The organism is Stenotrophomonas sp. Ste96 (assembly GCF_024519495.1).
Taxonomy (GTDB): domain Bacteria; phylum Pseudomonadota; class Gammaproteobacteria; order Xanthomonadales; family Xanthomonadaceae; genus Stenotrophomonas; species Stenotrophomonas bentonitica_A.
The window spans coordinates 1-26,276 of the sequence record NZ_JALJRX010000007.1; the positions used below are offsets into that span (position 1 = coordinate 1).

At 68.5% G+C, this 26,276-nt stretch carries 23 protein-coding genes; 16 read left to right on the forward strand and 7 right to left on the reverse strand.

Features of this window, described 5'->3' with window-relative positions; genetic code table 11:
* Together OC373_RS15855 and OC373_RS15860 are read right to left on the reverse strand one after the other, a co-directional pair.
* Window positions 1–292, reverse strand: a 292-nt coding sequence (locus tag OC373_RS15855; protein WP_315985471.1) for a TCP-1/cpn60 chaperonin family protein, incomplete at its 3' end; no start/stop codon positions are given.
* Between the two features lie 91 nt (window positions 293–383).
* On the reverse strand, window positions 384–671 hold the full coding sequence (locus tag OC373_RS15860; RefSeq protein ID WP_019183551.1) for a co-chaperone GroES: 288 nt from the start codon (window positions 669–671) through the stop codon (window positions 384–386).
* A gap of 293 nt (window positions 672–964) precedes the next feature.
* Between OC373_RS15860 and OC373_RS15865 the strand changes: the two genes are divergently transcribed.
* The 5 genes from OC373_RS15865 (at window position 965) to OC373_RS15885 (ending at window position 8,736) form a co-directional block, all read left to right on the forward strand.
* Complete coding sequence (locus OC373_RS15865; RefSeq protein WP_261998052.1) at window positions 965–2,749, forward strand: endonuclease; 1,785 nt, start codon at window positions 965–967, stop codon at window positions 2,747–2,749.
* Window positions 2,750–2,821: 72 nt separating this feature from the next.
* Window positions 2,822–3,160: a divalent-cation tolerance protein CutA gene (cutA, locus tag OC373_RS15870; RefSeq protein WP_070426062.1), complete on the forward strand. Its 339-nt coding sequence runs from the start codon at window positions 2,822–2,824 to the stop codon at window positions 3,158–3,160.
* Window positions 3,160–5,520 carry a protein-disulfide reductase DsbD domain-containing protein gene (locus tag OC373_RS15875; protein WP_261998053.1) on the forward strand — a complete coding sequence of 787 codons (2,361 nt, stop codon included), beginning with the start codon at window positions 3,160–3,162 and terminating at the stop codon, window positions 5,518–5,520. Before cutA ends, OC373_RS15875 begins: the two co-directional genes overlap by 1 nt.
* A complete protein-coding gene (locus OC373_RS15880; RefSeq protein WP_261998054.1) occupies window positions 5,517–6,077 on the forward strand; it encodes a TlpA disulfide reductase family protein in 561 nt (186 codons plus the stop codon). Before OC373_RS15875 ends, OC373_RS15880 begins: the two co-directional genes overlap by 4 nt.
* Before the next feature lie 142 nt (window positions 6,078–6,219).
* The gene (locus OC373_RS15885) at window positions 6,220–8,736 is read left to right on the forward strand and encodes a sulfite reductase flavoprotein subunit alpha (protein ID WP_261998055.1); all 2,517 of its coding nucleotides are present in this window, start codon (window positions 6,220–6,222) and stop codon (window positions 8,734–8,736) included.
* A 15-nt stretch (window positions 8,737–8,751) separates the two neighbouring features.
* On the opposite strand, the gene OC373_RS15890 is transcribed toward OC373_RS15885, so the two are convergent.
* The gene (locus OC373_RS15890; RefSeq protein ID WP_261998056.1) at window positions 8,752–11,334 is read right to left on the reverse strand and encodes an excinuclease ABC subunit UvrA; all 2,583 of its coding nucleotides are present in this window, start codon (window positions 11,332–11,334) and stop codon (window positions 8,752–8,754) included.
* A gap of 123 nt (window positions 11,335–11,457) precedes the next feature.
* A complete protein-coding gene (locus OC373_RS15895; RefSeq protein WP_261998057.1) occupies window positions 11,458–14,019 on the reverse strand; it encodes a methyl-accepting chemotaxis protein in 2,562 nt (853 codons plus the stop codon).
* Window positions 14,020–14,328: 309 nt separating this feature from the next.
* Here OC373_RS15895 and OC373_RS15900 point away from each other — a divergent pair, with 309 nt between their 5' ends.
* The 3 genes from OC373_RS15900 to OC373_RS15910 all read left to right on the forward strand — a co-directional run bounded on the left by OC373_RS15900 (window position 14,329) and on the right by OC373_RS15910 (window position 15,313).
* Window positions 14,329–14,472, forward strand: coding sequence for a hypothetical protein (locus OC373_RS15900; protein ID WP_019183543.1), 144 nt, complete (start codon window positions 14,329–14,331; stop codon window positions 14,470–14,472).
* A complete protein-coding gene (locus OC373_RS15905; RefSeq protein ID WP_261998058.1) occupies window positions 14,469–14,666 on the forward strand; it encodes a hypothetical protein in 198 nt (65 codons plus the stop codon). Before OC373_RS15900 ends, OC373_RS15905 begins: the two co-directional genes overlap by 4 nt.
* 125 nt (window positions 14,667–14,791) lie before the next feature.
* The gene (locus OC373_RS15910; protein WP_261998059.1) at window positions 14,792–15,313 is read left to right on the forward strand and encodes a nuclear transport factor 2 family protein; all 522 of its coding nucleotides are present in this window, start codon (window positions 14,792–14,794) and stop codon (window positions 15,311–15,313) included.
* Between the two features lie 25 nt (window positions 15,314–15,338).
* On the opposite strand, the gene OC373_RS15915 is transcribed toward OC373_RS15910, so the two are convergent.
* The gene (locus OC373_RS15915) at window positions 15,339–16,544 is read right to left on the reverse strand and encodes an MFS transporter (RefSeq protein WP_261998060.1); all 1,206 of its coding nucleotides are present in this window, start codon (window positions 16,542–16,544) and stop codon (window positions 15,339–15,341) included.
* The gene (locus tag OC373_RS15920; protein WP_261998061.1) at window positions 16,544–17,752 is read right to left on the reverse strand and encodes an MFS transporter; all 1,209 of its coding nucleotides are present in this window, start codon (window positions 17,750–17,752) and stop codon (window positions 16,544–16,546) included. The genes OC373_RS15915 and OC373_RS15920 overlap by 1 nt, the downstream gene beginning before the upstream one ends.
* Window positions 17,753–17,865: 113 nt before the next feature.
* Here OC373_RS15920 and OC373_RS15925 point away from each other — a divergent pair, with 113 nt between their 5' ends.
* The gene (locus OC373_RS15925) at window positions 17,866–18,459 is read left to right on the forward strand and encodes a TetR/AcrR family transcriptional regulator (RefSeq protein WP_070427477.1); all 594 of its coding nucleotides are present in this window, start codon (window positions 17,866–17,868) and stop codon (window positions 18,457–18,459) included.
* Window positions 18,460–18,573: 114 nt separating this feature from the next.
* Window positions 18,574–18,795 (forward strand): hypothetical protein, encoded by a 222-nt coding sequence (locus OC373_RS15930; RefSeq protein WP_070426071.1) that lies wholly within the window; start codon window positions 18,574–18,576, stop codon window positions 18,793–18,795.
* On the opposite strand, the gene OC373_RS15935 is transcribed toward OC373_RS15930, so the two are convergent.
* Window positions 18,781–19,161, reverse strand: coding sequence for a helix-turn-helix domain-containing protein (locus tag OC373_RS15935; protein WP_261998062.1), 381 nt, complete (start codon window positions 19,159–19,161; stop codon window positions 18,781–18,783). The two genes, OC373_RS15930 and OC373_RS15935, sit on opposite strands and share 15 nt — an antisense overlap.
* A gap of 83 nt (window positions 19,162–19,244) precedes the next feature.
* Between OC373_RS15935 and OC373_RS15940 the strand changes: the two genes are divergently transcribed.
* The 6 genes from OC373_RS15940 to accC all read left to right on the forward strand — a co-directional run bounded on the left by OC373_RS15940 (window position 19,245) and on the right by accC (window position 26,210).
* Window positions 19,245–20,312, forward strand: a complete 1,068-nt coding sequence (locus OC373_RS15940) for an SDR family oxidoreductase (protein ID WP_217350019.1) — start codon at window positions 19,245–19,247, stop codon at window positions 20,310–20,312.
* A 169-nt stretch (window positions 20,313–20,481) separates the two neighbouring features.
* A complete protein-coding gene (locus OC373_RS15945) occupies window positions 20,482–23,277 on the forward strand; it encodes a PAS domain-containing protein (protein WP_261998063.1) in 2,796 nt (931 codons plus the stop codon).
* 139 nt (window positions 23,278–23,416) lie between these two features.
* Entirely contained in the window at window positions 23,417–23,866 is a 450-nt protein-coding gene (aroQ, locus tag OC373_RS15950; RefSeq protein WP_261998064.1) for a type II 3-dehydroquinate dehydratase, read from the forward strand.
* Entirely contained in the window at window positions 23,866–24,288 is a 423-nt protein-coding gene (locus tag OC373_RS15955; protein ID WP_070426076.1) for a lysozyme inhibitor LprI family protein, read from the forward strand. Before aroQ ends, OC373_RS15955 begins: the two co-directional genes overlap by 1 nt.
* A 55-nt stretch (window positions 24,289–24,343) precedes the next feature.
* Entirely contained in the window at window positions 24,344–24,832 is a 489-nt protein-coding gene (gene accB / locus OC373_RS15960; RefSeq protein ID WP_019183531.1) for an acetyl-CoA carboxylase biotin carboxyl carrier protein, read from the forward strand.
* Between the two features lie 10 nt (window positions 24,833–24,842).
* On the forward strand, window positions 24,843–26,210 hold the full coding sequence (gene accC, locus OC373_RS15965; protein ID WP_261998065.1) for an acetyl-CoA carboxylase biotin carboxylase subunit: 1,368 nt from the start codon (window positions 24,843–24,845) through the stop codon (window positions 26,208–26,210).
* Window positions 26,211–26,276: the final 66 nt, after the last annotated feature.

Below are 26,276 nucleotides of genomic sequence, written 5' to 3' on the forward strand. Positions count from 1 at the left end.
CCTGGGCCAGCACGGTGGCGGTGGTGGTGCCGTCGCCGGCGTCATCGTTGGTGCGCGACGCGACTTCCTTCACCATCTGCGCGCCCATGTTTTCGAACTTGTCAGCCAGTTCGATTTCCTTGGCGACGGAGACGCCGTCCTTGGTGATGGTCGGCGCGCCGAAGCTCTTCTCGAGCACGACGTTGCGGCCCTTCGGGCCCAGGGTGGCCTTGACGGCATTGGCGAGAACGTTGACGCCGCGAACCATGCGGGCGCGGGCGTCTTCACCGAAACGAATATCTTTGGCAGCCATTGCGATTACCTTTTTATGTAGAGCCGGGCCATGCCCGGCTGCTTGAACGGGAGGAAGTGCGGAAGCGCCGGCACGGGGCCGGCCGCATCACTCAGCCGACGATGGCGAGGATGTCGTCTTCGCGCAGAACCTTGAACTCGACGCCTTCGGACTTGTAGCTGCTGCCGGCGTACTGGCCGTAGATGACCTTGTCACCGACCTTCAGCGACGGCGCGCGCACGCTGCCGTTGTCCAGGGGCTTGCCCGGGCCGACGGCCACGACTTCACCCTTGGTCGACTTTTCCTTGGCGGAATCCGGAATCACGATGCCGCCGGACGAGATTTCGTCGGCTTCGATCGGCTTGACTACGACGCGGTCATGAAGCGGCTTGATGCTCATGTGAGACCCTTTTAAGTTGTTGATTGGTCTAGGAAAGTCTGGCGATGTTAGCACTCGCACAGGGCGACTGCCAGCCACGCTCACGAAAAAACCCGACGGTGCGGGACAGAGCAGAGATGGTGCTGGCCCCTGCCCTTTCAAGGGCAGCCGATCGGATTTTTTTGCCGGCCGGTGGTCGGACGTGAATGTTTGACGCAGTTCTCAGTGCGAAAGGTCGAATCCGACAGGGCGGCGGATGTGTCATCTGGATTGCGTAGATTCGAGCGGCACTGACCAATCACAAGGAGCCGTAGATGAGGTTGCTGACGCCGCTGTCCCTGGCCTGCCTGCTGGTACTGGCCACCAGCCCGGCCCGGGCCGATGTATTCATCAATGAACTGCATTACGACGACAGCACCCCGGCCGGGGATGTCGGCGAGGCGATCGAGGTGGTCGCCACCGCCGGTGAGGACCTGTCCGGCTACCGGCTCTACCTCTACAACGGCAGCAACCCCTCGGCCGCCGCGGTCTACGCCGACAACGCGGTCCCGGCCGGCACCGCCAGCTGCGGCAGCGCGCGGCTGGCCACGGTCAGCTACCCGACCAACGGCCTCCAGAACGGTCCCAACGATGGCATCGCCCTGGTCGATGCCAGCGGCAAGGTGGTCCAGTTCCTCAGCTACGAGGGCACCATCACCGCGGCCGGGGGACCCGCTGCGGGCCTGACCAGCCAGAACCTCCCGGTCAGCGAGACCAACAGCACTGCCCCGGGCACCTCTCTGCAGCTGACCGGCACCGGCAGCCAGTACGCGCATTTCACCTGGGCCGAAACGGCCGGGCAGACCTTCGGCGCCTGCAACCACGGCCAGACCTTCAGCGGCGGCGGTCCGACCGGCCCGAATACCGCGCCCTCGGTCACGGCGACCACCCCCGAACAGGGCGCCAGCACGTTCCCGGCCGCGGCCGACCTGAGCGTCATCTTCAGTGAGCCGGTCACCCTCTCCAGCGGCGCGTTCGCGCTGAGCTGCGGCCAGTCCGGCACGGTCGCGCTGAGCCATGCGACCACCGGTACCCGCTTCACGCTGGCCACCAACACCGCGCTGGTGGCGGGGGAAGCCTGCCGCTTCGATATCCGCGCCACCCGCGTGAAGGATGCCCAGGGCGCGCGCCCGGCCGCCGATACCCGCATCGCGTTCACCGTGGCCACCGCCACCACGCCCGACCCGGGCAATCCGGGCAACCCCGGCGAGTACTACGCGAAGGTGAACACCTCCAGCCCCAGCCAGCTGCGCTGCTCGCTGCACGAGACCATCAAGGGGCACACCGCGTATCCGTACAGCGGCTCGGGCACCAGCACCTGGACCATCCTGGAGATCGCCGACGAAGATCCCAACAACAGCGGCAACATCCTCGATGCCTACCGCAACCGCAGCTATACCAAGGTCAGCGGGCGGGCCGGCACCGGCAGTGGGCTGACCTACAACCGCGAGCACACCTGGCCCAACTCGCTGGGCTTTGCCAGCACCACCGGCGACAAGGGCCTGCCCTACGCGCCGTATACCGACACCCACATGCTGTACCTGACCAATGCGCAGTGGAATGCGGACCGCGGCAACAAGCCCTATGCCAAATGCGACAGCAACTGCGGTGAGCGTGCAACCGAATCCAACAACGGGTCCGGCGGCGGCAGCGGCGGCTACCCGGGCACCTCCAACTGGGTGCGCACGCCCGATGGCAATGGCGGCTCGTTCGAAGTGTGGGGCCACCGCAAGGGCGATATGGCGCGTGCGGTGATGTACATGGCGATCCGTTATGAAGGCGGTAAAGATGCGAAAACCGGCCAGTCCGAGCCGGACCTGGAGCTGACCGACGACCGCAGCAAGATCGTCAAAACGTCGGCCTCGCCTGCTTACATGGGCCTGCTCTCGACCCTGATCGACTGGCACCTTGCTGACCCGCCGGATGCGGCAGAACGCGCTCGCAATGAGGTGATCTTCAGTTTCCAGGGCAACCGCAATCCGTTCATCGACCACCCCGAATGGGCCACCCCGGCCCTGTTCACCTCGGCCAGGCCGGCCACCTGCCAGCTGGCCAACTGAGCCCGTCCGACCGGCGCCCCCTCGCGGCGCCGGTCGGACCATTGGCCTCCAGCGGTCCTATACTCGGCGGTCATGTCGATTGCCGATCCCGTCTTCGTGCTGTTCACCACCTGCCCCGACGTGGCCTGCGCCACGCGGCTGGCACATGCGCTGGTGGACGAACGCCTGGCCGCGTGCGTGACGCGCCTGGACGGGGCGCACTCGACCTACCGTTGGCAGGGCGAGGTCACCGAGGACCATGAGGTCCAACTGGTGATCAAGACCACCGGCAGCCGCCTGGATGCCGCGATCGCGCGCGTGCAGGCCCTGCATCCGTATGAACTCCCCGAGTGCATCGCGGTCGAAACCCGCGCCGGCCTGCCGGCGTACCTGGATTGGATTCGGGCGCAGACCCGTGAGGAAAGTGATTGATGACGCTGTTTCGTCGTGTTGCCGCGCTGTGCGCGTTGCTCGTGGTCTCCCTGCCGGCCTGGGCCGTCAGTGAAAAAGACCTGCTCCCGGTCGATGAGGCCTTCGGGCTTACTGCGCAGGCGCGTGACCGCGATCGCGTGGAGATCAGCTGGAAGATCGCCCCGGGTTATTACCTGTACCGCCACCGCACCACGGTCAAGGCCGAGACCGGCTTCGATGCCGAGGCGCTGCAGCTGCCGGCCGGCAAGAAGCACCACGATGACTTCTTCGGCGAGGTGGAAACCTACCGCGAGCGCCTGACCGGTGTCCTGCCCGGCAAGGCCGCCGACGGCGCCGACACCGTCACGCTGGAAGTGCGCTACCAGGGCTGCGCCGATGCTGGCGTGTGCTACCCGCCGCAGAAGCGCACGCTGCAGGTGAAACTGCCGGGCGGTGGCAGCGGCGCGGCCAGCACCGCCCCGGCCACCGCCAGCGCTGCCGCCTCCCCGTTCAACAACCCGCTGGCCGGCAACACCGGCAACGGCCTGCGCCTGCCCGGCACCAGCACCACCCAGGCGCTGCCGCTGCCCTCCGAGCGCGCGTTCGGCTTCGATGCGATCGTCGGCGATGGCAATACCGTGCTGCTGCGTTTCACCCCGGCGCCGGGCTACTACCTGTATCGCGACCGCACCTCGCTGGCGCTGGAAGGCGCCCCGGGCATCCGCGCGGACAAGCCCAAGTGGCCGGCTGCCAAATCGCACCGCGATGAACACTTCGGCGATGTCGCGGTGTATTTCGACCAGATCGATGTACCGCTGCCCCTGCGCCGCAGCACCGCCGGTGCGACCGACGCCACCCTGGTGATCACCTTCCAGGGCTGCCAGACCGATGGCATCTGCTACCCGCCGATGACGCGCCGGGTGAAGCTGGCGCTGCCGGCAGGCACGATCAACGCCAAGGCCGATGAGGTCGCGCAGAAGACCGAGGTCATCGCCCCCCTGCCCAATCGCGACAAGCGCGACCAGGCCCGCAGCGACGCCGGCAGCCAGCCGATGCTGATCCGCCCGAACGAACCGGCGCTGGCCGTGCCCGGCGATACCGCCACCCCGCCCGATGCCAGTGCCGACAACGCGCAGCGCACCCCGCCGCCGGTGGCACCGGCCGCCGCGCCCGGCAACCTGCTGGTGCTGCTGCTGTTCGCCGTGGCCGGTGGCCTGATCCTCAACCTGATGCCGTGCGTGCTGCCGATCCTGTCGCTGAAGGTGCTGGGCGTGGCGCAGAGTGGCGAGAGCCGCCAGCGCGCGCGCAGCCATGCGCTCTGGTACACCGCCGGCGTGCTGGTGGCCTTCGCTGCCATCGGCGCCCTGGTGATCGCGCTGCGGGCGGCCGGCCAGGCCGCGGGATGGGGCTTCCAGTTGCAGCACCCGTGGTTCATCGCCGCGCTGGTGTACCTGATGTTCGCCGTGGGCCTGAGCCTGTCGGGCGTGTTCACCCTCGGCGGCAGCCTGGGTGGCATGGGCCAGTCGCTGGCCTCGCGCAGCGGTCCGGTCGGCGATTTCTTCACCGGCGTGCTCGCCTGCGTGGTGGCCAGCCCGTGCGTGGCTCCGTTCATGGGGCCGGCCCTGGCCTACGCCTTCGCGGCACCCGGCCTGCAGGCGATGCTGGTGTTCCTGGCGCTCGGCCTGGGCCTGGCGCTGCCATTCCTGCTGATCGGCTTCGTGCCCTCGCTGGCGCGCCGCCTGCCGCGCCCCGGTGCGTGGATGGAAACCCTCAAGCTGGTGCTGGCCTTCCCGATGTACGGCACCGCGATCTGGCTGCTGTGGGTGCTGGGCAAGCAGCGCGGCGTGGACGCCATGGCGCTGGTGCTGGGCGGCCTGGTGATCCTGTCGCTGGCCCTGTGGTGGTTCGAACGCAGCCGCTGGCGCAGCCAGCGCGTGGGCGGCCTGCTGGCCCTGCTGTTGGTGCTCGGCGCGCTGTATCCGATCTGGGGCGTGACCCGCCTGGATCCGCCGGCCAAGGCCGCACAGTCGGCCAGCGACAACGTGGTGGAGTACTCGCCGCAGATGCTGGACCGCCTGCGCCAGGACAACCGCGTGGTGTTCGTCAACATGACCGCCGACTGGTGCGTGACCTGCAAGGCCAACGAGCGCGCGGTGCTGGGCACCGACGCCTTCCGCGATACGTTGCGGCGGACCAACGCGGTCTACATGCGCGGCGACTACACCAATGTCGACCCGCAGATCACCGCCTTCCTGGATGAGCACAAGGCCGTCGGCGTGCCGCTGTACGTGGTCTACGGCCCGGGCGCCCCGCCCACCGTGCTGCCGACCGTGCTGACCCAGGCGCTGGTGGAAGAAGCGCTGCTGCGGACCGCGCGATGAGCCTGCGGCCACCACGGCGGACGGTCGTGGTGGTCGTGATCGCGGCCGTGCTGGGCATCGGCGCCGGCGTCTGGTTCGCCGGGCATGACGAGCGCCCGGCCACTGCCCCGCCACCGCCACGGCCGGCGGTGGTCGCGGCCCAACCGGGGGATCCGATGCCGGCGATCACCCTGCCGGACCTCCAAGGGAAACCGCAGGACCTGGCCAGCTTCCACGGGCGTCCGCTGCTGATCAATGTCTGGGCCAGCTGGTGCGGCCCCTGCGTGGAGGAAATGCCCGCGCTGACCGCCTTTGCCGATGCCCAGGGCGCTACCGGCGTGCAGGTGCTCGGGCTGGCGCTGGATACGCCCGAGGGCGTGCGCGATTTCCTGACCCGCGTCCCGGTCACCTATCCGATCGTGCTCGATACCCCCGGGCCGGCCGATGCCAGCGTGCGGCTGGGCAATGCGCAGGGGCTGCTGCCGTACTCCGTGCTGATCGACGCGCAGGGGCGCATCGTGAAACAGAAGCTGGGGCCGTTTGCGGCCGGCGAAATCGAGGCCTGGGCAACGCCCTGACGCGCTGGCGAAGTGGCTGTTTGATCGGGGGCCCTACGGGCCCGACCTGGGCTATTGACCGCCTCCGGCCTGCGCCCAACAATGACGAGATCCATTCTCATCCACCGCCGGGCGCGCTTCGCCTTGCCGCCGGACCGCCCCCATGTTGAAGACCATCATTTTCCAGCTGCACTGGCTGCTGGGCATTACCGCTGGCACCGTGTTGGCGGTGATGGGCCTGAGCGGGGCCACGCTGGCCTTTGAAGACGAGATCATGCGCGCGGCCAACCCGGCCCTGGCGCAGGTGGTGCAGCGGCACGCGGCGGGCGAGCAGCCACTGGCCCTGACAGAGCTGCTGCCACGGCTGCAACAAGGCATGCCACAGCCGCTGCAGCGGCTGCGCGTGGACGCCACCGGGCAGCGCCTGTCGGTGGCGCGTTTCGAAGGCGGCCAGGCGAATTGGCGCTATTTCGATCCGTACACCGGCACCGTGCTCACCGGGCTGAAGGGGCTGGACTTCTTCGCCTTCGTCGAGGATCTGCATCGCCACCTGGTCAGCGGTGAGCGCGGCAGCCTGATCACCGGCAGCTGCGCGATCGCGCTGGTGTTCTTCTGCCTGTCCGGCCTGTACCTGCGCTGGCCGCGGCGCTGGTGGCACTGGCGCACCTGGCTGGCGGTGGAGTGGGCGCGCAGCGGGCGCAGTTTCCTGTGGAGCCTGCACTCGGTGGTCGGCACCTGGGTGCTGCTGGTCTACCTGATGATCGCGCTGACCGGGCTGTGGTGGTCGTTCGACTGGTACCGCAAGGGCGCAACCGCATTGCTGGGCGGCCCAACCGCCGAGCAGACCGCGCCGCGCACCCGTGGCGGCCCACTGGACCTGCACAAGGTGCAGACCACGCTGTACGCCTTGGAAGGCGTGCGGCGCGGGTACATCGATCTTCGTTTCCCGGCCAAGCCAGGCCGTGCGCTCACCAGCCGCGTGCAGGGAAGCAACACCGCGCACGACCGCGCGCAGGACATCCTCCAGCTCGATCCGTCCACAGGTGCCCTGCTCTCCTACGAGCCTTACCGCAGCAAGAACGTTGGCGGCAAGATCATCGTCAGTGTGTTCGCGCTGCACTCGGGCAGCTTCTTCGGGCTGCCGGGGCGGATCATCGTGATGCTCTCCAGCCTGGGCATGCTGGTGTTCTTCATCACCGGCTGGATGCTGTACCTGGACCGCCGCCGCAAGAAACGCGACGTACGCGCCTCGCGCCTGCCGCTGGCGACGGCCATCGGCACCGGGCAGCCGTGGCTGGTGGCATTCGCCAGCCAGAGTGGCTTTGCCGAACAGCTGGCCTGGCGCACGGCTGCACAGCTGCAGGCGGCCGGCCTGCCGGTGCACGTCCGCCCGCTGGCGCAGGTGGATGCCACAGTGCTGGCAGACACGGAGACCGCGTTGTTCGTCATCAGCACCTTCGGCGATGGCGAAGCACCGGACGCCGCGCGTGCCTTCGAGCGTCGGGTGCTGGCGCACGCCGCTGCGCTGCAGGGAATGAGGTATGCCGTGCTTGGGCTCGGCGATCGCGAGTACGCCCGCTTCTGTGGTTTCTCGCGCCAGGTGGACGGCTGGCTGGCGGCGCAGGGCGCGCAGCGGCTGTTCGCCAGCATCGAGGTGGATCGCACCGATGCGGTGCCACTGGCGCAGTGGCAGCAGCAGCTGGCCCTGCTGACCGGCGCTGAGGACCACACCCCGCTGCCGGCGCCGGTGGCGCTGCAGCCGTGGGCACTCGGTGCGCGCACCGTGCTCAATCCGGGCAGCGCCGCCGGGGCGATCTGGCAGGTGGCACTGCACCCGCCGGCCCACGCGCACTGGCAGGCCGGTGACATCCTGGAGATGGCGCCCCGCCACGCGCGTGCACACGTGCTGGCGGCACTGGCCCGCAACGGCCTGGATCCGCAGGCACCGGTGACGGTCGATGGACGGATCACGACGCTGCTCGAAGCGGCTGCCGCGCGCGTGCTGCCGGAGGCTGTGGAGCCACGTGATCCTGCCACCGCAGCCGATGCCGCGCGCTGGCTGGCGCGGCTGCCGGCGCTGCCCCATCGCGAGTACTCGATCGCCTCGGTACCGGCCGATGGGGCCGTGCAGCTGGTGATCCGCCTGACCGCGCTGCCCGACGGCCGCCATGGGCTGGGCTCTGGCTGGCTGTGCGTGCATGCCACCGAGGCGGAGAGCATCGCGGCCCGGGTACGTCGCAACACCGGCTTCCATCGCCATCCCGAGCATGCCCCGATGCTGCTGATCGGCAACGGCACCGGTATCGCCGGCCTGCGCAGCCTGCTGCGCGAAGCGGACGCACAGGGTGACCGCGGGCACTGGCTGGTGTTCGGCGAGCGCACCCGCGCGCACGATTTCCTCTATCGCGAGGAGATCGAGGCCTGGCAGGCGAAGGGCCACCTGAGCCGCGTGGACCTGGCGTTCTCGCGCGATGCCGAGGGTGGCGGCTATGTGCAGGATCGGCTGCGCGCCGCACCGGAGGCACTGCGCGCATGGGTGGATCTGGGTGGCAGCATCTATGTGTGCGGCTCGCTGCACGGCATGGCCGAAGGCGTCGATGCGGTGCTGCGCGAGGTACTGGGCAACGATCCGGTCGATGCCCTGCTCAACGACGGACGCTACCGTCGCGATGTGTACTGAGCAACGCCCGGCCGCTCAGGGGAACCAGCGGCGCAGATAGCGCGCCGTCGCCCCCTGCGTGGCCCGGCTGACCTGTGCCGGCGTGCCCTCGGCCACGATCCGCCCGCCCTCTTCGCCAGCCCCCGGCCCCACATCGATCACCCAGTCCGCATCGGCCACCACGCGCAGGTCGTGCTCGACGACCACCACCGTGTTGCCGGCATCCACCAGACCGTGCAGCTGCGCCATCAGCTTGTCCACGTCGGCCGGATGCAGGCCGGTGGTCGGCTCGTCCAGCACGTACAGGTTGCTGCCGTGCTGGCTGCGCTGCAGCTCGGTGGCCAGCTTGATCCGCTGCGCTTCGCCGCCGGACAGCTCGGTGGCGGGCTGGCCCAGGCGCAGATAGCCCAGGCCGATATCCCGCAGCAGCTGCAGCGGCCGCTGCACCGGTGGCTCCTCGGCGAAGAAGGCCAACGCCTCCTCCACCGTCATCGCCAGCACCTGCGCGATGTTGCGCCCGTTCCACTGCACCTCCAGCGTCTTGGCGTTGTAGCGCTGGCCATGACAGGTGGGGCACGGCGCGTAGACGCTGGGCATGAACAGCAGTTCGACGTGGACGAAGCCCTCGCCTTCGCAGGTCTCGCAGCGGCCGGCGGCGACGTTGAAGGAGAAGCGGCCGACGCTGTAGCGCCGCGCCTTGGCCGAGCGTGTACCGGCGAACAGCCGGCGAACATGATCGAACAGGCCGGTATAGGTCGCCAGATTCGAGCGCGGCGTGCGCCCGATCGGCTTCTGATCCACATTGACCAGGCGTTTGATCGCCTTGGCCCCGTTCAAGCGGCCCCGCGTGCGTTCCATGCGGCTGGGCTGCAGCAACTCGCTGTCGGTTTCCTCGATCACCGGCTCCTGCCCCAGGTGTTCGCCCACCAGCTCCACCAGTGCCTGGCTGACCAGACTGGACTTGCCCGAGCCGGAGACGCCGGTGACTGCGGTGAACGCACCAAGCGGAAAGCGCGCCTCCACGCCATGCAGATTGTTGCGGTGGACGCCCTGCAGGCCCAGCCAACCGGACGGCGCGCGCGGCGTGCGGCGCGTGCCGGTGGCGTCCTGGAACAGATACGGCGCAGTGACCGAGGCTTTGACCGTGCGCAGGCCGTCCGGCGGCCCGCTGTAGAGCACCTGGCCGCCATGCTGCCCTGCGCCGGGGCCGACATCCACCAGCCAGTCCGCGCGGCGCAGCATCTCCAGATCATGCTCGACCACGAACAAGGTATTGCCGCCGGCCTTGAGCTGGGCCAGCGCGTCGTACAGGGCCTCGCCATCGGCCGGATGCAGGCCGGCGGTGGGTTCATCCAGCACGTACACCACCCCGAACAGGCTGGATCGGATCTGCGTCGCCAGGCGCAGGCGCTGCAGCTCGCCCGGCGACAGCGTCGGGGTCGCGCGGTCCATCGACAGATACCCCAGGCCCAGCGACTGCAGCGTGCCGATCCGCTCGACCAGATCGTGCGCGATGCGCTGTGCCGCGATGCGTTTCTCTTCGGACAGATCCGGCGTGCGGCGCACGTCACTGCCGCCGGCATGCGCATTGCCACCGGCGGCCACGCGCTTGGCGGTGGCCTGCCGACCTGCGCTGCGGCTGCGTGTAGCCGTAGCGGCCGGCGCATCGAAGTGGCCTTCGGCCGCAGGACGCAGCGCCTGCGCCATCGCACTGAGCGGCAGCTGCGACAGCGTGCCGATGTCCATGCCGGCGAATGTCACCGACAGCGCTTCGCGCTTCAGCCGGCGGCCATCACAGAGCGGGCACTGGGCGCCGATCATGTAGCGGGCCACGCGCTTTTTCATCATCGCGCTCTGCGTGGTCGCAAAGGTGTGCAGCACATAGCGGCGCGCACCGCTGAAGGTGCCCATGTAACTGGGTTCCTCCTTGCGCCGCAGCGCGGCGCGGGTTTCGGCCGGGGTAAAGCCGGCGTAGACCGGCACCACCGGTTGTTCCCCAGTGAACAGGATCCAGTCGCGCTGTTTCTTGGGCAGCTCGCGCCAGGGAATGTCCACGTCGTAGCCCAGCGTGACCAGAATGTCGCGCTGGTTCTGCCCGTGCCACGCCGGTGGCCACGCGGCGATGGCGCGCTCGCGGATGCTCAGCGACGGATCGGGCACCATGGACTGCTCGGTCACTTCATACACGTAGCCCAGGCCGTGGCAGTTCGGGCAGGCGCCCTGCGGCGTGTTAGGCGAGAAGTCTTCGGCGTACAGCATGGGTTGCCTGGCCGGATAGGTACCGGCGCGCGAGTACAGCATCCGCAGCAGACTCGACAGCGTGGTCACGCTGCCGACGCTGGAACGCACGCTGGCGGTGCCGCGCTGCTGCTGCAGGGCCACCGCCGGTGGCAGCCCTTCGATCGCATCCACATCCGGCACGCCGACCTGGTCGATCAGGCGACGTGCGTAGGGCGACAGCGATTCCAGGTAGCGCCGCTGCGCCTCGGCGTAGAGCGTGCCAAACGCGAGCGAGGATTTCCCCGAGCCGGAGATGCCGGAGAACACCACCAGCGCATCGCGCGGGATCTCGACATCCACATTCTTCAGGTTGTGTTCGCGTGCACCCCGGACGCGCACGAAGGCATCCGGGGCAGTGGGAGGCGACGGCCGGCGCGTGGATTTCTTCATAGGTGGACAATAGCGAACCACAGCGCCGGCTCACCGCCGGTGAAGAACGGTGAGCGCGGCCTTGACGCAGCCTCAGGCCGTCGCCCGCACACGCGCCGGCGGCGGTGGCGTCACGACGAAGGCATCCACCGCTTCGCCCAGCAGCGAGGCCTGGCGGTCCAGGGCGCGCGCCGAGGCCGAAGCCTCCTCCACCAGCGCCGCATTCTGCTGCGTGCTGCCATCCATCTGCAGCAACGTCTGGCTCACCTGCTCGATGCCCGCCGTCTGCTGCTGCGACGCGGCTGAAATGCTGGCCATGATCCATGTCACCCGCTGCACGCTGCCGACGATCTCACCCATGGTCGCACCCGCGTCATCGACCTGGCGCGTGCCGGCATCGACCTTCTCCACCGAGGCTTCGATCAGCTGCTTGATCTGGCGCGCGGCGTCGGCACTGCGTTGTGCCAACAGGCGCACTTCGCTGGCCACCACCGCGAAGCTGCGCCCCTGCTCGCCGGCCCGCGCCGCTTCCACGGCGGCGTTCAGGGCCAGGATGTTGGTCTGGAACGCGATCCCGTCGATCACCCCGGTGATCTCCCCGATCCGCCGCGAGGACAGGGCGATATCGGCCATGGTGGTGACCACCTGCGCCACCGATTCGCCGCCGCGGGCCGCAACTTCGGCCGCGCGTATCGCCAGTTGGTTGGCCTGCTGCGCTGAATCCGCGTTCTGCCGGACGGTGGCCGAGAGCGCCTCCATCGACGAGGCCGTCTCTTCCAGGTGCGCCGCCTGGCGCTCGGTGCGATCGGAGAGGTCGTGGTTGCCGGCGACGATCTCCCCGGCGGCATGGTTGATCGCCAGCGACGCCTGCTGGATGCGCGCGACGATGTCGGTCAGCTGCATCACCGTGGCGTTGGCATCGTCGCGCAGGCGGGCGAACACGCCGTGGAAGTCACCGTGCATGCGGACGCGCAGATCGCCCTCCGACAGCGCCGAGAGCAGCCCCTGCAGCCCGGACAGATTGCGCTGGAAGGTATCGAGCAGGTGGTTGATGCTCAGGGCCAGGGTTTTGACGAAGCCCTGCTTGTCGCCCACCGTGATGCGCCCGTGCAGTTCCCCCCGTGCGGCGGCATCCACCAGTGCGGCGACTTCGTTTTCCACCGTGGTTTCCAGCGCGCGGCTGCGCCACTCCACCGCTGCGCCCAGCAGCTGGCCGTGGTCCACGATCGGGGTGATCACCAGCTGGTAGCGGATGCCCGCGTGCTCGATCTCGCGGCTGGCGCGCTGGCCGGCCTGCAGCGTCGGCACCAGGGTGGCGAAGGCCGGATGCAGGGCGGCAGCCGGTTGGCCGCTCCAGTCGGCGTGCGTGAGCTGCAGTTCGGCCAGCAGCGCCTGGTTGAGGAAACCGATCTGCCCCTCACCGTCGAGCACCATCACCCCGGTCTGTGCGCAGTCCAGCGCCTGGCGGGCACGGGTGTTGTCGCGCGCGACCGCGCGCTCGGCGTCGATCCGCTCACGCAGGCGGTGCTGCATGTGGCGCAGGCGCGCGGCCAGCTGGCCGATTTCATCGTGCGGATTATGCAGGGGCAGGACGGTGTCGAGCCGATCCTCGGCGATGTCCTCGGCAAAGCGCAACGTATCGGTGATCGGGTGGCGCACCGCGCGCAGCACCAGCAGCAGCGTGGCGATGAGCACCACCGCGACCAGCAGCAGCGTGAGCGCGAATACGATCCCCATGGTGCTGGCCCGCGCGGCCTGTCGCTCGCGTGCCGCCGCCAAGGCCAGCGTCTGCGCCTGTTGCAGCGCCTGCAGCCCGGGGCCGATCTGGGCCGCGGTCTCGGCCAGTGACTGCGCTTCCACGTCCAGCCCGATGCGGGCAGCGGTGTAGGCCAACAGCGCGCCCTGGTAGTCGTCCATCTGCGTCCGCAATGCCTCCTGCATCTCCGGCCCAAGGCGCGCCTGGCCCAGTGCGAGATCGAAGGGCAGCTTCTGTTCGCTGGCGCGATCGGTGTGCGCCGAATCGCCGGTGAGCAGCAGCAGGCTCTCCTCGCGGCGCATCTTCTGCAGCTGGGCCATCAGCACCGGGCGCGCGCTGGCCTCGACGCTCGCCTCCAGCGTGGCAGCCGCTGCCTCCAGCTGCGCGCGCAGGCCGGCATCGCCGCGTCCCATCTCGTCCACGCGGGCGTTCAATGCGGTGATGCCCTCGGCAAAGTCGGCTGCCCGCGTCGCCAACTCACGCAGCGCCCCGGCACTGCCGGCATCGTGCGGATCGTGCTGCAGCTGGGCCAGCGTGGCCTGCAAGCGCTGGTGCGCCGCCTGCAGGGCGTCGCGATCGACATCATCGAAGGTGCTGGCATACCGTGTCTGCAGGCGTCTCGCCTCGGCGACCTCGGTTGCCAGCGTGGCCGCCAGCGCGGCCTCCTGCTGGTGGGCGGCGAAGGTCTCGGCCGCCCGCTCGGTATCATGCCGCGTCCAGCCGTACACGACGGCCACCGCGAACAGGCCCAGGCCGCAGATCAGCAGGCTGGCCCTGAGTTTCTGTGCCACGCTGAGACGACCGAGCCCGGCCAACCGGGACGGCGGGGCCAGACGGAAGCGGAACCGGTCGCCCAGGCGGGCGACGAACAACGACAGGCGGCGGGGGACGGCCGACATCACGTACTCCAGGCGGAAGGACGCATCGATATCGGCGGGTTGGGGAGGAACTTTAGGGCCCATCTCAACCAGCGGCCATGGCGTCGCCAGCGGCTCCCGTTGTAAGCGAGCCAGACGACGAAGTGATGACGGTCCGGCGACGAGCGCCCTGGGGCTCGGGGTATCCCTCGCAGGGACAGCGCCTTCACGGCGATTGCGCTGAACTAGCGCTGGGGTCGCGGCCGGGGCCGCTGCAGGCGCCGGTGCGCGCCACCGCACCTCGGGCCGATCACGACGCACCAACGCCATACCGCACGGAGAGAGACCGCCATGAATGCCGCCTTCAAGATCTTTCTGCTCGCCGGTGCACTGCTGTACGGCCTGCCGGGGCTGGTGTGGTGGGTGAACCATCGGCGGGCCAAGCGCGCACGGCTGGCCCAAGGCGCGATCAGCGTCGAGGTCCGCGCGCCATGAGCGGAAGCGAAAGCACCCGGGCGTCCCTCACTGAAGAACAGCGGCAGATCCTGCGCGACATCAACGCTACGCGTCCGGTCAGCGATGAGGCGGCCAACTGGGCCGTCAAGGCCGGCTACGCCGCGCAGGCCGAAGACGGTGACATCGACCTCACCCAGGCCGGTCGCCAGCGGGTGGACTCCAGCACGCTGTAGGGGGCCACTGCCCTCGCCCGTCATTCCGTGCGCCGGAGGTCATCCGTCCGAATGACACTTGAAGGGCGTCCCGGCCCGTGCGAAAAGTGACGCCCGCTCTGGTCCGATTGAAGCAGGCACTGCCGATGAAACGCTTCCCCGCTGTTGTCGCCGCCGTGCTCGTAGCCGCCGGCATGCTCGCGCCCCTGGCGGCATCCGCTGGCGAGGAGGCCGAAGACGCCGCTGCCCTCACGCGCACCATCACCGGATTGGATGACCAGGTCTTCGACGCTTACAACCGCTGCGACCTGGAGACCTTTACCCGCTACTTTTCGCCTACCGTCGAGTTCTATCACGACAGCGGCGGGGCCACCTTCGATCGCGACACGGTGGTCTCCAACACGCGCAAGTACATTTGCCACAAGGTCCGCCGCGAACGGGTTCACGGGACGCTCAAGGTCTACCCGATCAAGAACTTCGGCGCGATCGAGGAAGGCGAGCACCGCTTCTGCGAGGTGGCCACCGGCAAGTGCGAAGGCAGCGCGAAGTTCGTGATGGTCTGGCAGCACAAGGACGGGCAATGGCAGATGACCCGGGTGCTGAGCTACGGCCATCGCGCGTTGACCGTGGCTGAAAAGGCGGCGCTGGAGACGACAGGACAAAAGTGAGGCCTGGCAGGGTCGGTCCGCACTGTCACAGTGCGCCTGAGGGATTGCCGGTATCCCGTTGCGCCGGTTGCATCCGGCGGCCGGCAATGCACACCACCACCGCCGCGACCGCGAAGCCTCCGGCGAGCCAGAGATTGGCGGTCAGGCCATACCGGTCCAGTGCCTGGCCCCCCATCCATGCCCCGGATGCGATACCGATGTTGAAGGCGCCGACGTAGAGCGAGGAGGCGACCTCCACCGCCCCTGGTGCGGCCTTCATCATCCACGTCATCAGGCCCACCGATCCCCCGCCGTAGGCCAGCCCCCACGCCAGCAGCGCCATGGCGCCGCCCAGGCGGGAATCGCCGATGGACAGGAACAGCAACGGCGCCAGTACCAGGCCCGCCGCGATCAGCGACACCGTCAGCGGGGTACGTCGTGCTGCCACGATGCCGGCGATGAAGTTGCCGGCCATCCCGGCGGCGCCGTAGCCGAACAACAACAGCCCGACCCAGCGCGCGTCGAAGCCCGACACCGACAGCAGCAGCGGCCGCACGAAGGTAAAGGCGATGAAGTGTCCGGCCACCAGCAGGAAGGTCAGCATCAACCCGAGCTGCAGCCCGCGGTTGCCCAGCGCGTGCCCGAATTGACGCAGGCGGGTCGCACCGGACGACGGCAGCCGGGGCATGACGGCCATATGCAGGACGAGTACGGCAACTTCCAACAGCGCCATGCTGCCGAACGCCCAGCGCCATCCCAGCAGTTCACCGATCAGCGCACCCAGTGGAACGCCCAGTACCGATGCCGCCGCCACGCCGCCGAAGATGAGCGATGTTGCCAGGCCAACCGATCGGGCGGCCACCAGCCGCACCGCCAGGCCGCCGGCAATGGCCCAGATGCCGCCCATGCAGAGCCCGACCAGCACGCGGGCTGCCAGCATCCAGGCCAGGGTCGGTGCGAGCGCGGAGACCAGGTTGGCGATGACCAGCATCCCCAGCAGCGCGCACAGCAGCGTGCGGCGATCCACGCTGCCGGCGCTGATCACCACCAGCGGTGCGAACAGCGCTGCCAGCAGTGCCGGCAGCGAGACCATCACGCCCGCGGTGCCGGTGCTCGTTCCCAATGCGTCGGCGATCGACGTCAGCAGCCCCACCGGCAACATTTCCGTGGTGACGACCGAGAAGGTGGCCAGACTGGCGGCGGTGACCGCCCACCACGCGCGCGGCGATGTCGATTCCACGTGCGTGCGCATCAGCCTTCCCCCAGGTCGCGGTCGTCGCGCGGCCGCAACTGTCGATACGCGACCACGGCCGCCAGCAGCACCGCACCGCCGGCAGTGACCGCCAGCAGGAATCCAGCGCGCGCGCCGTACGCATCCACTCCGTAGCCTGACATCGCCGCGCCCAGCGCCACGCCCACGTTCAGCGCCGCCAGCAGCCAGGTCATGCCCTCGGTGAGCTGGCGCGCCGGTATCTGCTGCTCGATCAGCGACATCGCCACGATCATCGTCGGTGCGAAGAAGGCGCCGGCCACGAGCACCGTCGCCACAATTGAGCCGATGCTGCCGACCAGCAGCAGCGGCACGGTCGTCAGGGCAGTCGCCATTCCACCCAGCAGCACCAGGCGGTGCAGTGGCGCCTTCAGTTTGAGTGCGCCGAACAGGACCCCGGACAGACAGGACCCGGCCGCATACGCAGAGAGCACCAGGCTCGCCGCGGCCGGCTGGCCCAACTGCGCCGCGTAGGCGACGCTGACGATATCGATGGTGCCCACGATCACCCCCATCGCCACCATCAGCAGCGCCAGCCAGCGCACGCTTGCCAGGCCGATCACGGACCCTGAGTGCTCGCCGGTCGATGGCACGGCCTCGATGGGCGGCTCGGTCCTGCGCTGGGCGACCAGGGCGAAAACGCCGATCGGCAGCAGCATGGCCGCGGCAAGCACGCCGGCCTGCGGAAACAGCGAGACCGCCAGACCGACGGAGAGCGGCGGCCCGGCAACGAAGGTCACTTCATCGAACACCGTTTCCAGCGAGTACGCCGTCTGCAGGCGCGGCTGACCGCGGTAGAGCGCCGTCCAGCGCGCGCGCACCATCGCCGACAGGCTGGGCATGGCACCGGCGAGCAGTGCACCGACGAACAGCAGCGCGACCGGGGCGTGGTACCACGAGCCGCCGAGCAGGAGCAGAAGGCCGATCACGCTGATGCCGGTCGCCATCGGCAGTACCCGGCGCTGCCCCTGCCGGTCCACCAGGCGCGAGACCTGCGGAGACACCAGTGCATAGGTGAGCACGAAGGTCGCCGCGACCGCGCCGGCCAGCGCATAGCTGCCGCGCACCTGGGACAGCAGCGCGATGATGCCGATCCCGGTCATCGGCAGGGGCAGCCGCGCCAGCAGGCCGGCCAGGGTGAAGCCGGCCGTGCCGGGCGCAGCGAACAGATCGCGATAGGGGCGGTTCAACCTCGTCTCCATGGGCATGCTCACCCATTTACATACACATCGTATGTTTAAAATACTATATACATACGCACCGGATGTAAACAATCATCCGCCCCGTATGCCAGGAGATGACGATGGTTCGCCGCACCCGCGCCGAGATGGAGCAGACCCGCGCCACGCTGCTGGCCACCGCCCGCGCGTTCTTCAGCGCGCGCGGCTACGCCGACACCTCCATGGATGACCTCACCGCGCAGGCCGGCTTGACCCGTGGCGCGCTGTATCACCATTTCGGCGACAAGCAGGGCCTGCTCGCGGCGGTGGTGGAGCAGATCGACGCCGAGATGGACGAGCGTCTGAACGCGATCTCCGATGCTGCAGCCGATCCCTGGGAGGGGTTTCGCCTGCGCTGCACCGGGTATCTGGAGATGGCGCTGGAGCCGACCATCCAACGCGTCGTCCTGCGCGATGCCCGCGCGGTACTCGGCGGTGCCTCGCCGGAATCGCAACGCCACTGCATCGATTCCATGCAGCGCCTGCTCGCCGCCCTGATCGATCAGGGCATGGTCGCCGAGGCCAACCCGCAGGCCCTCGCCTCGCTGGTGTACGGCAGCCTGGCCGAGGCCGCGTTCTGGATCGCCGATGGCGATGATGGCGATGCGCGGCTGGCACAGAGCGTGGCGGCGCTCGACCTGCTGCTGCGTGGGCTGCGGGTCACCCCGCAGCACTGACCGCTCATCCGGTCAGGCCGCCATTGGATCCAGTCCCTGACCGCAGGTCATATATCGCTCCATGTGATCGCAGGGCCACCCTACGCTTCTCCCATCTACTGAAGGAGAGGACGCATGAAGATTCTGGGTGTTGTGCTGATGGCATCGGCACTGGTGATGACCGGCTCCGCTGCGGCAACGAACGCTGCCCCGGCCCGAACCGAGGCGCTGGCCCGCGAAGCTGACGCCTTCTTCAAGGACCAGCAGCCGGGCGGCGTGGTCCTGGTGACCGATCCGCTGGAGGGGAGCCGTACTCTGCCCGATCCGGCTGGCCTGCCCTGCTCAGCGCCGACGTGAGGTCGCGCGCGGCTGCAACGCGTCCAGGGCGCCAGCATTGCGGCGCGCCCAGTCGTAGATCAGTTCGATCGGTTCGACCAGTTGGCGCCCCAGCGGGGTCAGCGTGTAGTCCACCGAGGGCGGCACGGTGGGGTACTCGGTGCGCAGCACGATCCCCGCATGCTCCATGTCACGCAGCGTCTGGATCAACATCTTCCTGGAGACGGCCGGCAGGCTGCGGTGCAGCGCGTTGCTGCGGGCGGTACCGTCATGCCGCACGGCCAGGGTGTGCAGCACCATCGAGGTCCACTTGGTGCTGAACAGCTCCAGCACCCGCCGGGGGGCGCAATCCTCTCGCCAGTGCTCTTCGGGAGTACCCGTTTTCATGTGTGGTTACCGTTTGGTGCCTTCTTTCGAGGCGTACCTGGATATCCTAAGGTGTGCGCCTGTAAAGCAATGAAAGAGGCGACATCGTGAGGCAGAAAGCGTTGGTGGTCGGTGCAACGGGCATCGTGGGCAGTGCACTGATACAACGGCTGCTGCAGGAGGGCTGGGAAGTTCACGGCCTGGCCCGTCGGCCCGATTCGCTGCCCGCCGGCGCCCACGGCGTCTGTGCCGACCTGCACGATGCGCAGGCCACGCGCGCCGCGCTGTCCGGACTGGCACCCACGCACGTGTTCATCACTACCTGGTCCCGGCAGGCCAACGAGGCCGAGAACATCCGGGTGAACGGCGCGATGGTGCGTCACCTGCTTGGCGCGCTTCAGCCCGCGGGCACAGTGCAGCACGTAGCGCTGGTGACGGGCCTGAAACACTACCTCGGCCCGTTCGAGGCCTATGCGCAGGGCAACCTGCCGCAGACGCCCTTCCGTGAAGAGCAGCCGCGCCTGCCCGTGGACAACTTCTACTACGCGCAGGAGGACGAGGTGTTTGCCGCCGCCGCCCGCGATGGCTTCCATTGGAGCGTGCATCGCCCGCACACGGTGATCGGCGCGGCGGTGGGCAATGCGATGAACATGGGCACGACCCTGGCCGTGCACGCGAGCCTGTGCAGGCACACCGGGCGCCCGTTCCAGTTCCCCGGTTCGCTCGCCCAATGGGAGGGGCTGACCGACATGACCGATGCCGGGCTGCTGGCGCGTCATCTGCTGTGGGCCACGCAGACACCGGCCGCCGCCAACCAGGCCTTCAACGTGGTCAACGGCGATGTGTTCCGGTGGCGCTGGATGTGGGGCCGGATCGCGGCGTGGTTCGATATCGAGGCCGTACCCTTCAGTGGCCACGTGCGGCCGCTGGCGGCGCAGATGGCCGACGATGCCGCGCCCTGGTCCGCACTGGCCGCCACGCACGGTCTGGCAGAGCCGGATATCCATCGGCTGATCTCGCCCTGGCACACCGATGCCGATCTCGGGCGCCCGCTGGAGGTGATCACGGACATGTCCAAAAGCCGCCGGATGGGCTTCCTGGACTACCAGCCCAGCGACGATGCGTTCTTCGACCTGTTCGCCCGCCTGCGGGCGGCGCGCCTGATCCCCTGATCGAGCCGGAGCCACGGGCGACCGACGGGATCCAGCCCGGGCAGCGGGGGCGAACGGGGGGTGTTCCAAAGCGGCGCCCGGCAGCGATACCCTATCGTTGCCGCCCCGTGTCGCCTGCAGTACGGGCCACCGGGTTCCGGACCCGCCCCCCGCCGATCGCAGGTACCGCTTGAGTTCTTCACCTTCCCCCGGCTCCCACCGCGAGCGGGATTCCGAGCGCGTCAAGATGGCGCTGGCCGCCGGCGCGATCATCGGCACCTGGTTCTGGGACGTGGCCCGGGACAACCTCACGGTGGACGATGCCCTCGCCCTGGCCCATGGCCTGGACCCTGCCCTGGCGCGCACCGAACTGCGGCTGGAACAGGTGGTCGCCGCCGTTCATCCCGACGACCGCGCCGGCCTGGCCGATGCGATCGCCGAGGCGGTCCGCCGGGGCGGTCGCTATGCGCACCAGTACCGTACCCGCGGCCCGGACGGCGCGTACCGCTGGATCGAAGCGATCGGCCGGGTGGATCTCGATGCGCAGGGAGAGGCCATCGGCTTCCCCGGCGTGCTCATCGATATCGACGAACGCCGCCGGATCGAAGCCGAGCGGGACCAGGCACAGACCCTGCTGCGCTCCTTCGTCGAGGCAGCGCCCGGCGTGGTGTATGCCAAGGACCGCCAGGGCCGGATCCTGATCGGCAACCGCGGCACCACCGACCTCATCGGCCTGCCGCCGGAGGTGTACGTGGGCCGCACCGATGCCGAACTGCTGAACGACCCTGCCCAGGCCGCCACGGTCATGGCCACCGACGAGCGGGTCATGGCCAGCGGGCAGACCGAGCAGCTTGAAGAGGAAGTGAGCTTTCCCGATGGCCGGCGCGCCTACTGGCTGTCGACCAAGTCACCGTTGCGTGACGCCGACGGCACCGTGGTCGGCCTGGTCGGCACCTCGCTGGACATCACCGACCGCAAGGCCGCCGAGGCCCGCCATCTGGAAGTGGAGGAGCGCTATCGGCTGGCCGCCCAGGCCACCAACGATGCGATCTGGGACTGGCGGATCTCCGATGGCCATGTGATCTGGAACGAGGCGCTCACCACCCTGTTCGGTCATCCCCTGGCCGAGACCACGGCGCAGTGGTGGCTGGACCACATCCATCCCCATGACCGTGCGCGCGTCGATGCCGACATCCATGCGGTGATCGAAGGCGGCGGGACGGGCTGGAACAGCGAGTACCGGTTCCGGCGCGCCGATGGCAGCTTTGCGCCGGTGCTCGACCGCGGCACCGTATTGCGTGGCGGCGTGGGTGAGCCGCTGCGGATGATCGGCGCGATGCTCGACCTGACCGTCCGCAACACCGCCGAAGCTGCGCTGGCCAAGAGCGAGGAACGCCTGCGCTTTGCCACCGAGGCCGGTGACATGGGCTTCTGGGATGTCGACCTGGTCCGCGATGAACTGATCTGGCCGGCACGGACCAAGGCGATGTTCGGCATCTCGCCCGGGGTGGCAGTGACGTTGCGCGACTTCTACGACGGCATCCATCCCGATGACAGCGAGGCAACCTTCGCGGCCTTCGCCGCCGCGGCCGACCCGGCCCGGCGCGCGCTCTACGACGTGGAGTACCGCACCGTCGGCAAGGAAGACGGTGTCGTGCGCTGGGTGGCGGCAAAGGGGCGTGGCCATTTCGAAGGCGACCGCTGCGTGCGGGTGGTCGGCGTGGCGATCGAGATCACGGCGCGCAAGCTCGCCGACGCACGCCTGCAGGAATTGAACGAACACCTCGAGAGCCGCGTGCTCGAAGAGGTCGCCGAGCGCACGCGCGTGGAAGATGCCCTGCGCCAAAGCCAGAAGATGGAGGCGGTGGGCCAGTTGACCGGCGGCATCGCGCACGACTTCAACAACATGCTCGCCACCGTGATCGGCCCGCTGGACCTGCTTTCGATGCGCATGGGCGACAGCGATCCGCGCGCCAAGCGCTACATCGACATGGCCATCGACGGCGCGACCCGGGCCGCGCAGCTGACCCAGCGCCTGCTGGCGTTTTCCCGGCAACAGCCCCTGCAGCCGGTGCCCTTGGACGTGAACCGGTTGATCGCCGGGATGTCGGACCTGCTGGTGCATTCGCTGGGCAGCAACATCCGCCTGGAGACCGTGCTGGCCGCGCAGGTGTGGTGCACCTTCGCCGATGCCAATCAGCTGGAGAACGTGATCCTCAACCTGGCCGTCAACGCGCGCGACGCGCTGCCGGGCGGCGGGCGGCTGGTGGTGGAAACGGCCAACTGCCGGATCGCCTCTGCCGCAGACGCCATGCGTGCCGACGTGCCCACCGGTGAGTACGTGCTGATCACCGTGGCCGACAACGGCGGCGGCATGCCACCGGAGGTGATCGCCAAGGCCTTCGATCCGTTCTTCACCACCAAGAAGGTCGGCCAGGGCACCGGGCTGGGCCTGTCACAGGTGTACGGCTTCGTCCGCCAATCGGCCGGGCACGTGAAGATCCATTCCTCGCTCGGCAAGGGAACGACGGTGGCGCTGTATCTCCCGCGCCGGGAGGGGGAGATCGACGCGGGTCCTTCGACAGCACCGGCGGACAGTCGCCCGCTGAGCGGTGGCCGCGAGCTGGTCCTGGTCGTGGAAGACGAACCGGGCGTGCGACAGTTTTCCATCGAGGCGCTGAGCGAACTGGGCTACCCGGTCCTTGCCGCCGACGGTGCGGCCGGCGCGCTGGCGCTGCTCGAGCAGCATCCGGACATCGCGCTGCTGTTCACCGATGTGGTGATGCCGGAGGTCAACGGGCGGCAACTGGCCGACGAAGCCCTCAAACGGCGGCCCGACCTGAAAGTGCTGTTCACCACCGGCTACAGCCGCAATGCGCTGGAACACGATGGGGTGCTGGACCCCGCAGTCCACGTGATCGGCAAGCCCTTCACGCTGGAAGATCTGGCGCTGCGGGTGCGCGCGGTGCTGGCGGAGGTGCGGTGATCCCGACGCCGGCATGCCGTGCTGGAACAGGGATCGCACGCGAATTTCAAACAACCGCTTGAAACACGCGTAACTTCGCCGAACTGGACACGATCCACCAGTTCCGCCAGACTCCGCCCTTTCCTGTTGTTCGGCACCCATGGCGAAACTGCTGGTCCTGCATGGCCCCAACCTCAACCTGCTCGGCGCGCGCGAGCCGGGGGTCTATGGGCACACCACGCTGGCGCAGATCGACCAGACCCTGCTGGCCCAGGCGCAGGCCGCCGGCCATGCCCTGGAGAACCTGCAGTCCAACGCCGAGCACGTACTGGTGGACCGCGTGCAGGCCGCCCGGGACGACGGCACCGCCTTCATCCTGATCAACCCGGCCGCGTTCACCCACACCTCGGTGGCCCTGCGCGATGCGCTGGCCGCGGTGGACCTGCCCTTCATCGAGATCCATCTGTCCAACCCGCATGCACGCGAGCCCTTCCGCCAGCACAGCTATTTCAGCGACAAGGCGGTCGGGGTGATCTGTGGGTTCGGTGCGGACAGCTATCGCTACGCGATGGATGCAGCGCTGACCCGGCTGGCGGCCGCTTCGGCGTGATGACGCTGCCGCGGGTCCTGGCCAGCGTCGCGCTGTGGGGCTGCCTGTGTGGCGCCGCCATCGCCGCTGATCGCAGCGCGGAAGGCATCGACTGCGCGCAGCCGAGCGGCACCATGGAATCAGACCTGTGCGCCTCGGATGTGGCCAGCGAGGCCGATACCGAATTGAACGCGGTGTACGCCCAGGCGCGCCAGCAGTTGCGCAGCCAGGCTGCCGAAGGCGCCTGCACGCACTGCGCCGATGCCGAGAAGCAGCTGGTCCTGGCCCAGCGCGCGTGGATGCAGCTGCGCGACCACGACTGCGACGCGGTCTACGCCTTCAACGCCGATGGCACTTCGCGCAATGGCGCGCAGATGCATTGCCTGACCACCCTCGCGCGCGACCGCACGCGGCAGCTGCGCGATTTCTACGAACTGCTTTGACCCGAGCGCACCGCGCTTTCCCCTCTCCACTGACATCAAGACCACAGAGGCCCCTATGGATCTCCGCAAAATCAAGAAGCTGATCGACCTGCTGGAAGAGTCGAACCTCGCCGAAATCGAAATCAAGGAAGGCGAAGAGTCCGTGCGCCTGTCGCGCGCGCCCGTCTCCGGCTACGGCATGGTGCAGGCCCAGCCGCAGATGATGATGGCCCCGGCACCGGCGCAGGCCGCTGCCCCGGCGATGCCGATGCAGTCGCCGACCGAAGCCTCCACCGGTGGCACCGCCAAGGCCGGCAACGCCCTGCCGGACGGCCACGTGCTGCGCGCGCCGATGGTCGGCACGTTCTACGCCTCGTCCTCGCCGGACAAGCCGGCCTTCGTGTCGGTCGGCCAGGCCGTCAAGGCCGGTGAAACGCTGGCGATCATCGAAGCGATGAAGATGTTCAACCCGATCGAAGCCGATGTCTCCGGCACCATCGTCGCCATCCTGGGCGAAAACGGCCAGCCGGTCGAATTCGACCAGCCGCTGTTCGTGATCGGCTAAGGATTAGTCCATGCTCGACAAAGTCGTTATTGCCAACCGAGGGGAGATCGCGCTGCGCATCCTGCGCGCGTGCCATACCCTGGGCATCCGCACGGTGGCTGTGCATTCCACGGTCGACCGCAACCTCAAGCACGTGGCCATGGCCGACGAGTCGGTCTGCATCGGTCCGGCACCGTCCTCGGAGAGCTACCTCAACATCCCGGCCCTGATCGCTGCGGCGGAAGTCACCGACGCGCAGGCCATCCACCCGGGGTACGGCTTCCTCTCGGAGAACGCCGACTTCGCCGAGCGCGTGGAAGAATCCGGTTTCATCTTCATCGGCCCCAAGGCCGACACCATCCGCCTGATGGGCGACAAGGTGGAAGCGATCCGCGCGATGAAGGCGGCCGGCGTGCCGTGCGTGCCCGGCTCGGGCGGCCCGCTGACCGACGACATCGTGGCCAACACCAAGATCGCCCGTGAGATCGGCTACCCGGTCATCATCAAGGCCTCCGGTGGCGGTGGCGGTCGTGGCATGCGCGTGGTGCATGCCGAGGCCTCGCTGAAGGCGGCGATCGAGACCACCAAGTCCGAAGCCAAGGCCGCTTTCAGCAACGATCAGGTCTACATGGAGAAGTTCCTGGAGAATCCGCGCCACGTGGAGATCCAGGTGCTTGCCGACGGCCAGGGCAACGCCATACACCTCGGTGAACGCGACTGCTCCATGCAGCGCCGCCACCAGAAAGTGGTGGAAGAAGCGCCGGCACCGGGCATCACCGCCGAACTGCGCGATGAGATCGGCAAGGTCTGCGTGGAAGCCTGCATCCGCATCGGCTACCGCGGCGCGGGTACCTTCGAGTTCCTGTTCGAAGAGGGCCGCTTCTACTTCATCGAAATGAACACCCGCGTGCAGGTGGAGCATCCGGTGACGGAGATGGTGACCGGCATCGACCTGGTCTGCGAGCAGCTGCGCATCGCCGCCGGCCAGAAGCTGAGCATCAAGCAGAGCGACGTGGTGCTGACCGGCCACGCGATCGAATGCCGCATCAACGCCGAAGACGCGGAAACCTTCGTGCCGAGCCCGGGCCAGATCACCGCGTTCCATCCGCCGGGTGGCCCCGGTGTGCGCGTGGATACCCACATCTACAGTGGTTACCGCGTGCCGCCGAACTACGACTCGATGATCGGCAAGCTGATCGTGCACGGCCCGGATCGCGAGACCGCGATCGCGCGCATGCGCGTGGCGCTGAGCGAACTGGTCGTGGACGGCATCAAGACCAACGTCGCGCTGCAGCAGCGCATCATGCGCGACAAGGGCTTCCAGGCCGGTGGACAGAACATCCATTACCTGGAAAAGCGCCTGGCCGAACGCAAGAACAAGTCGATCGCGTTGACCTGATCGCCTGCTCGGGACGCTGGACAGCAGAAAGGCGGGGATTTCCCCGCCTTTTTGTTTGCGCGAACC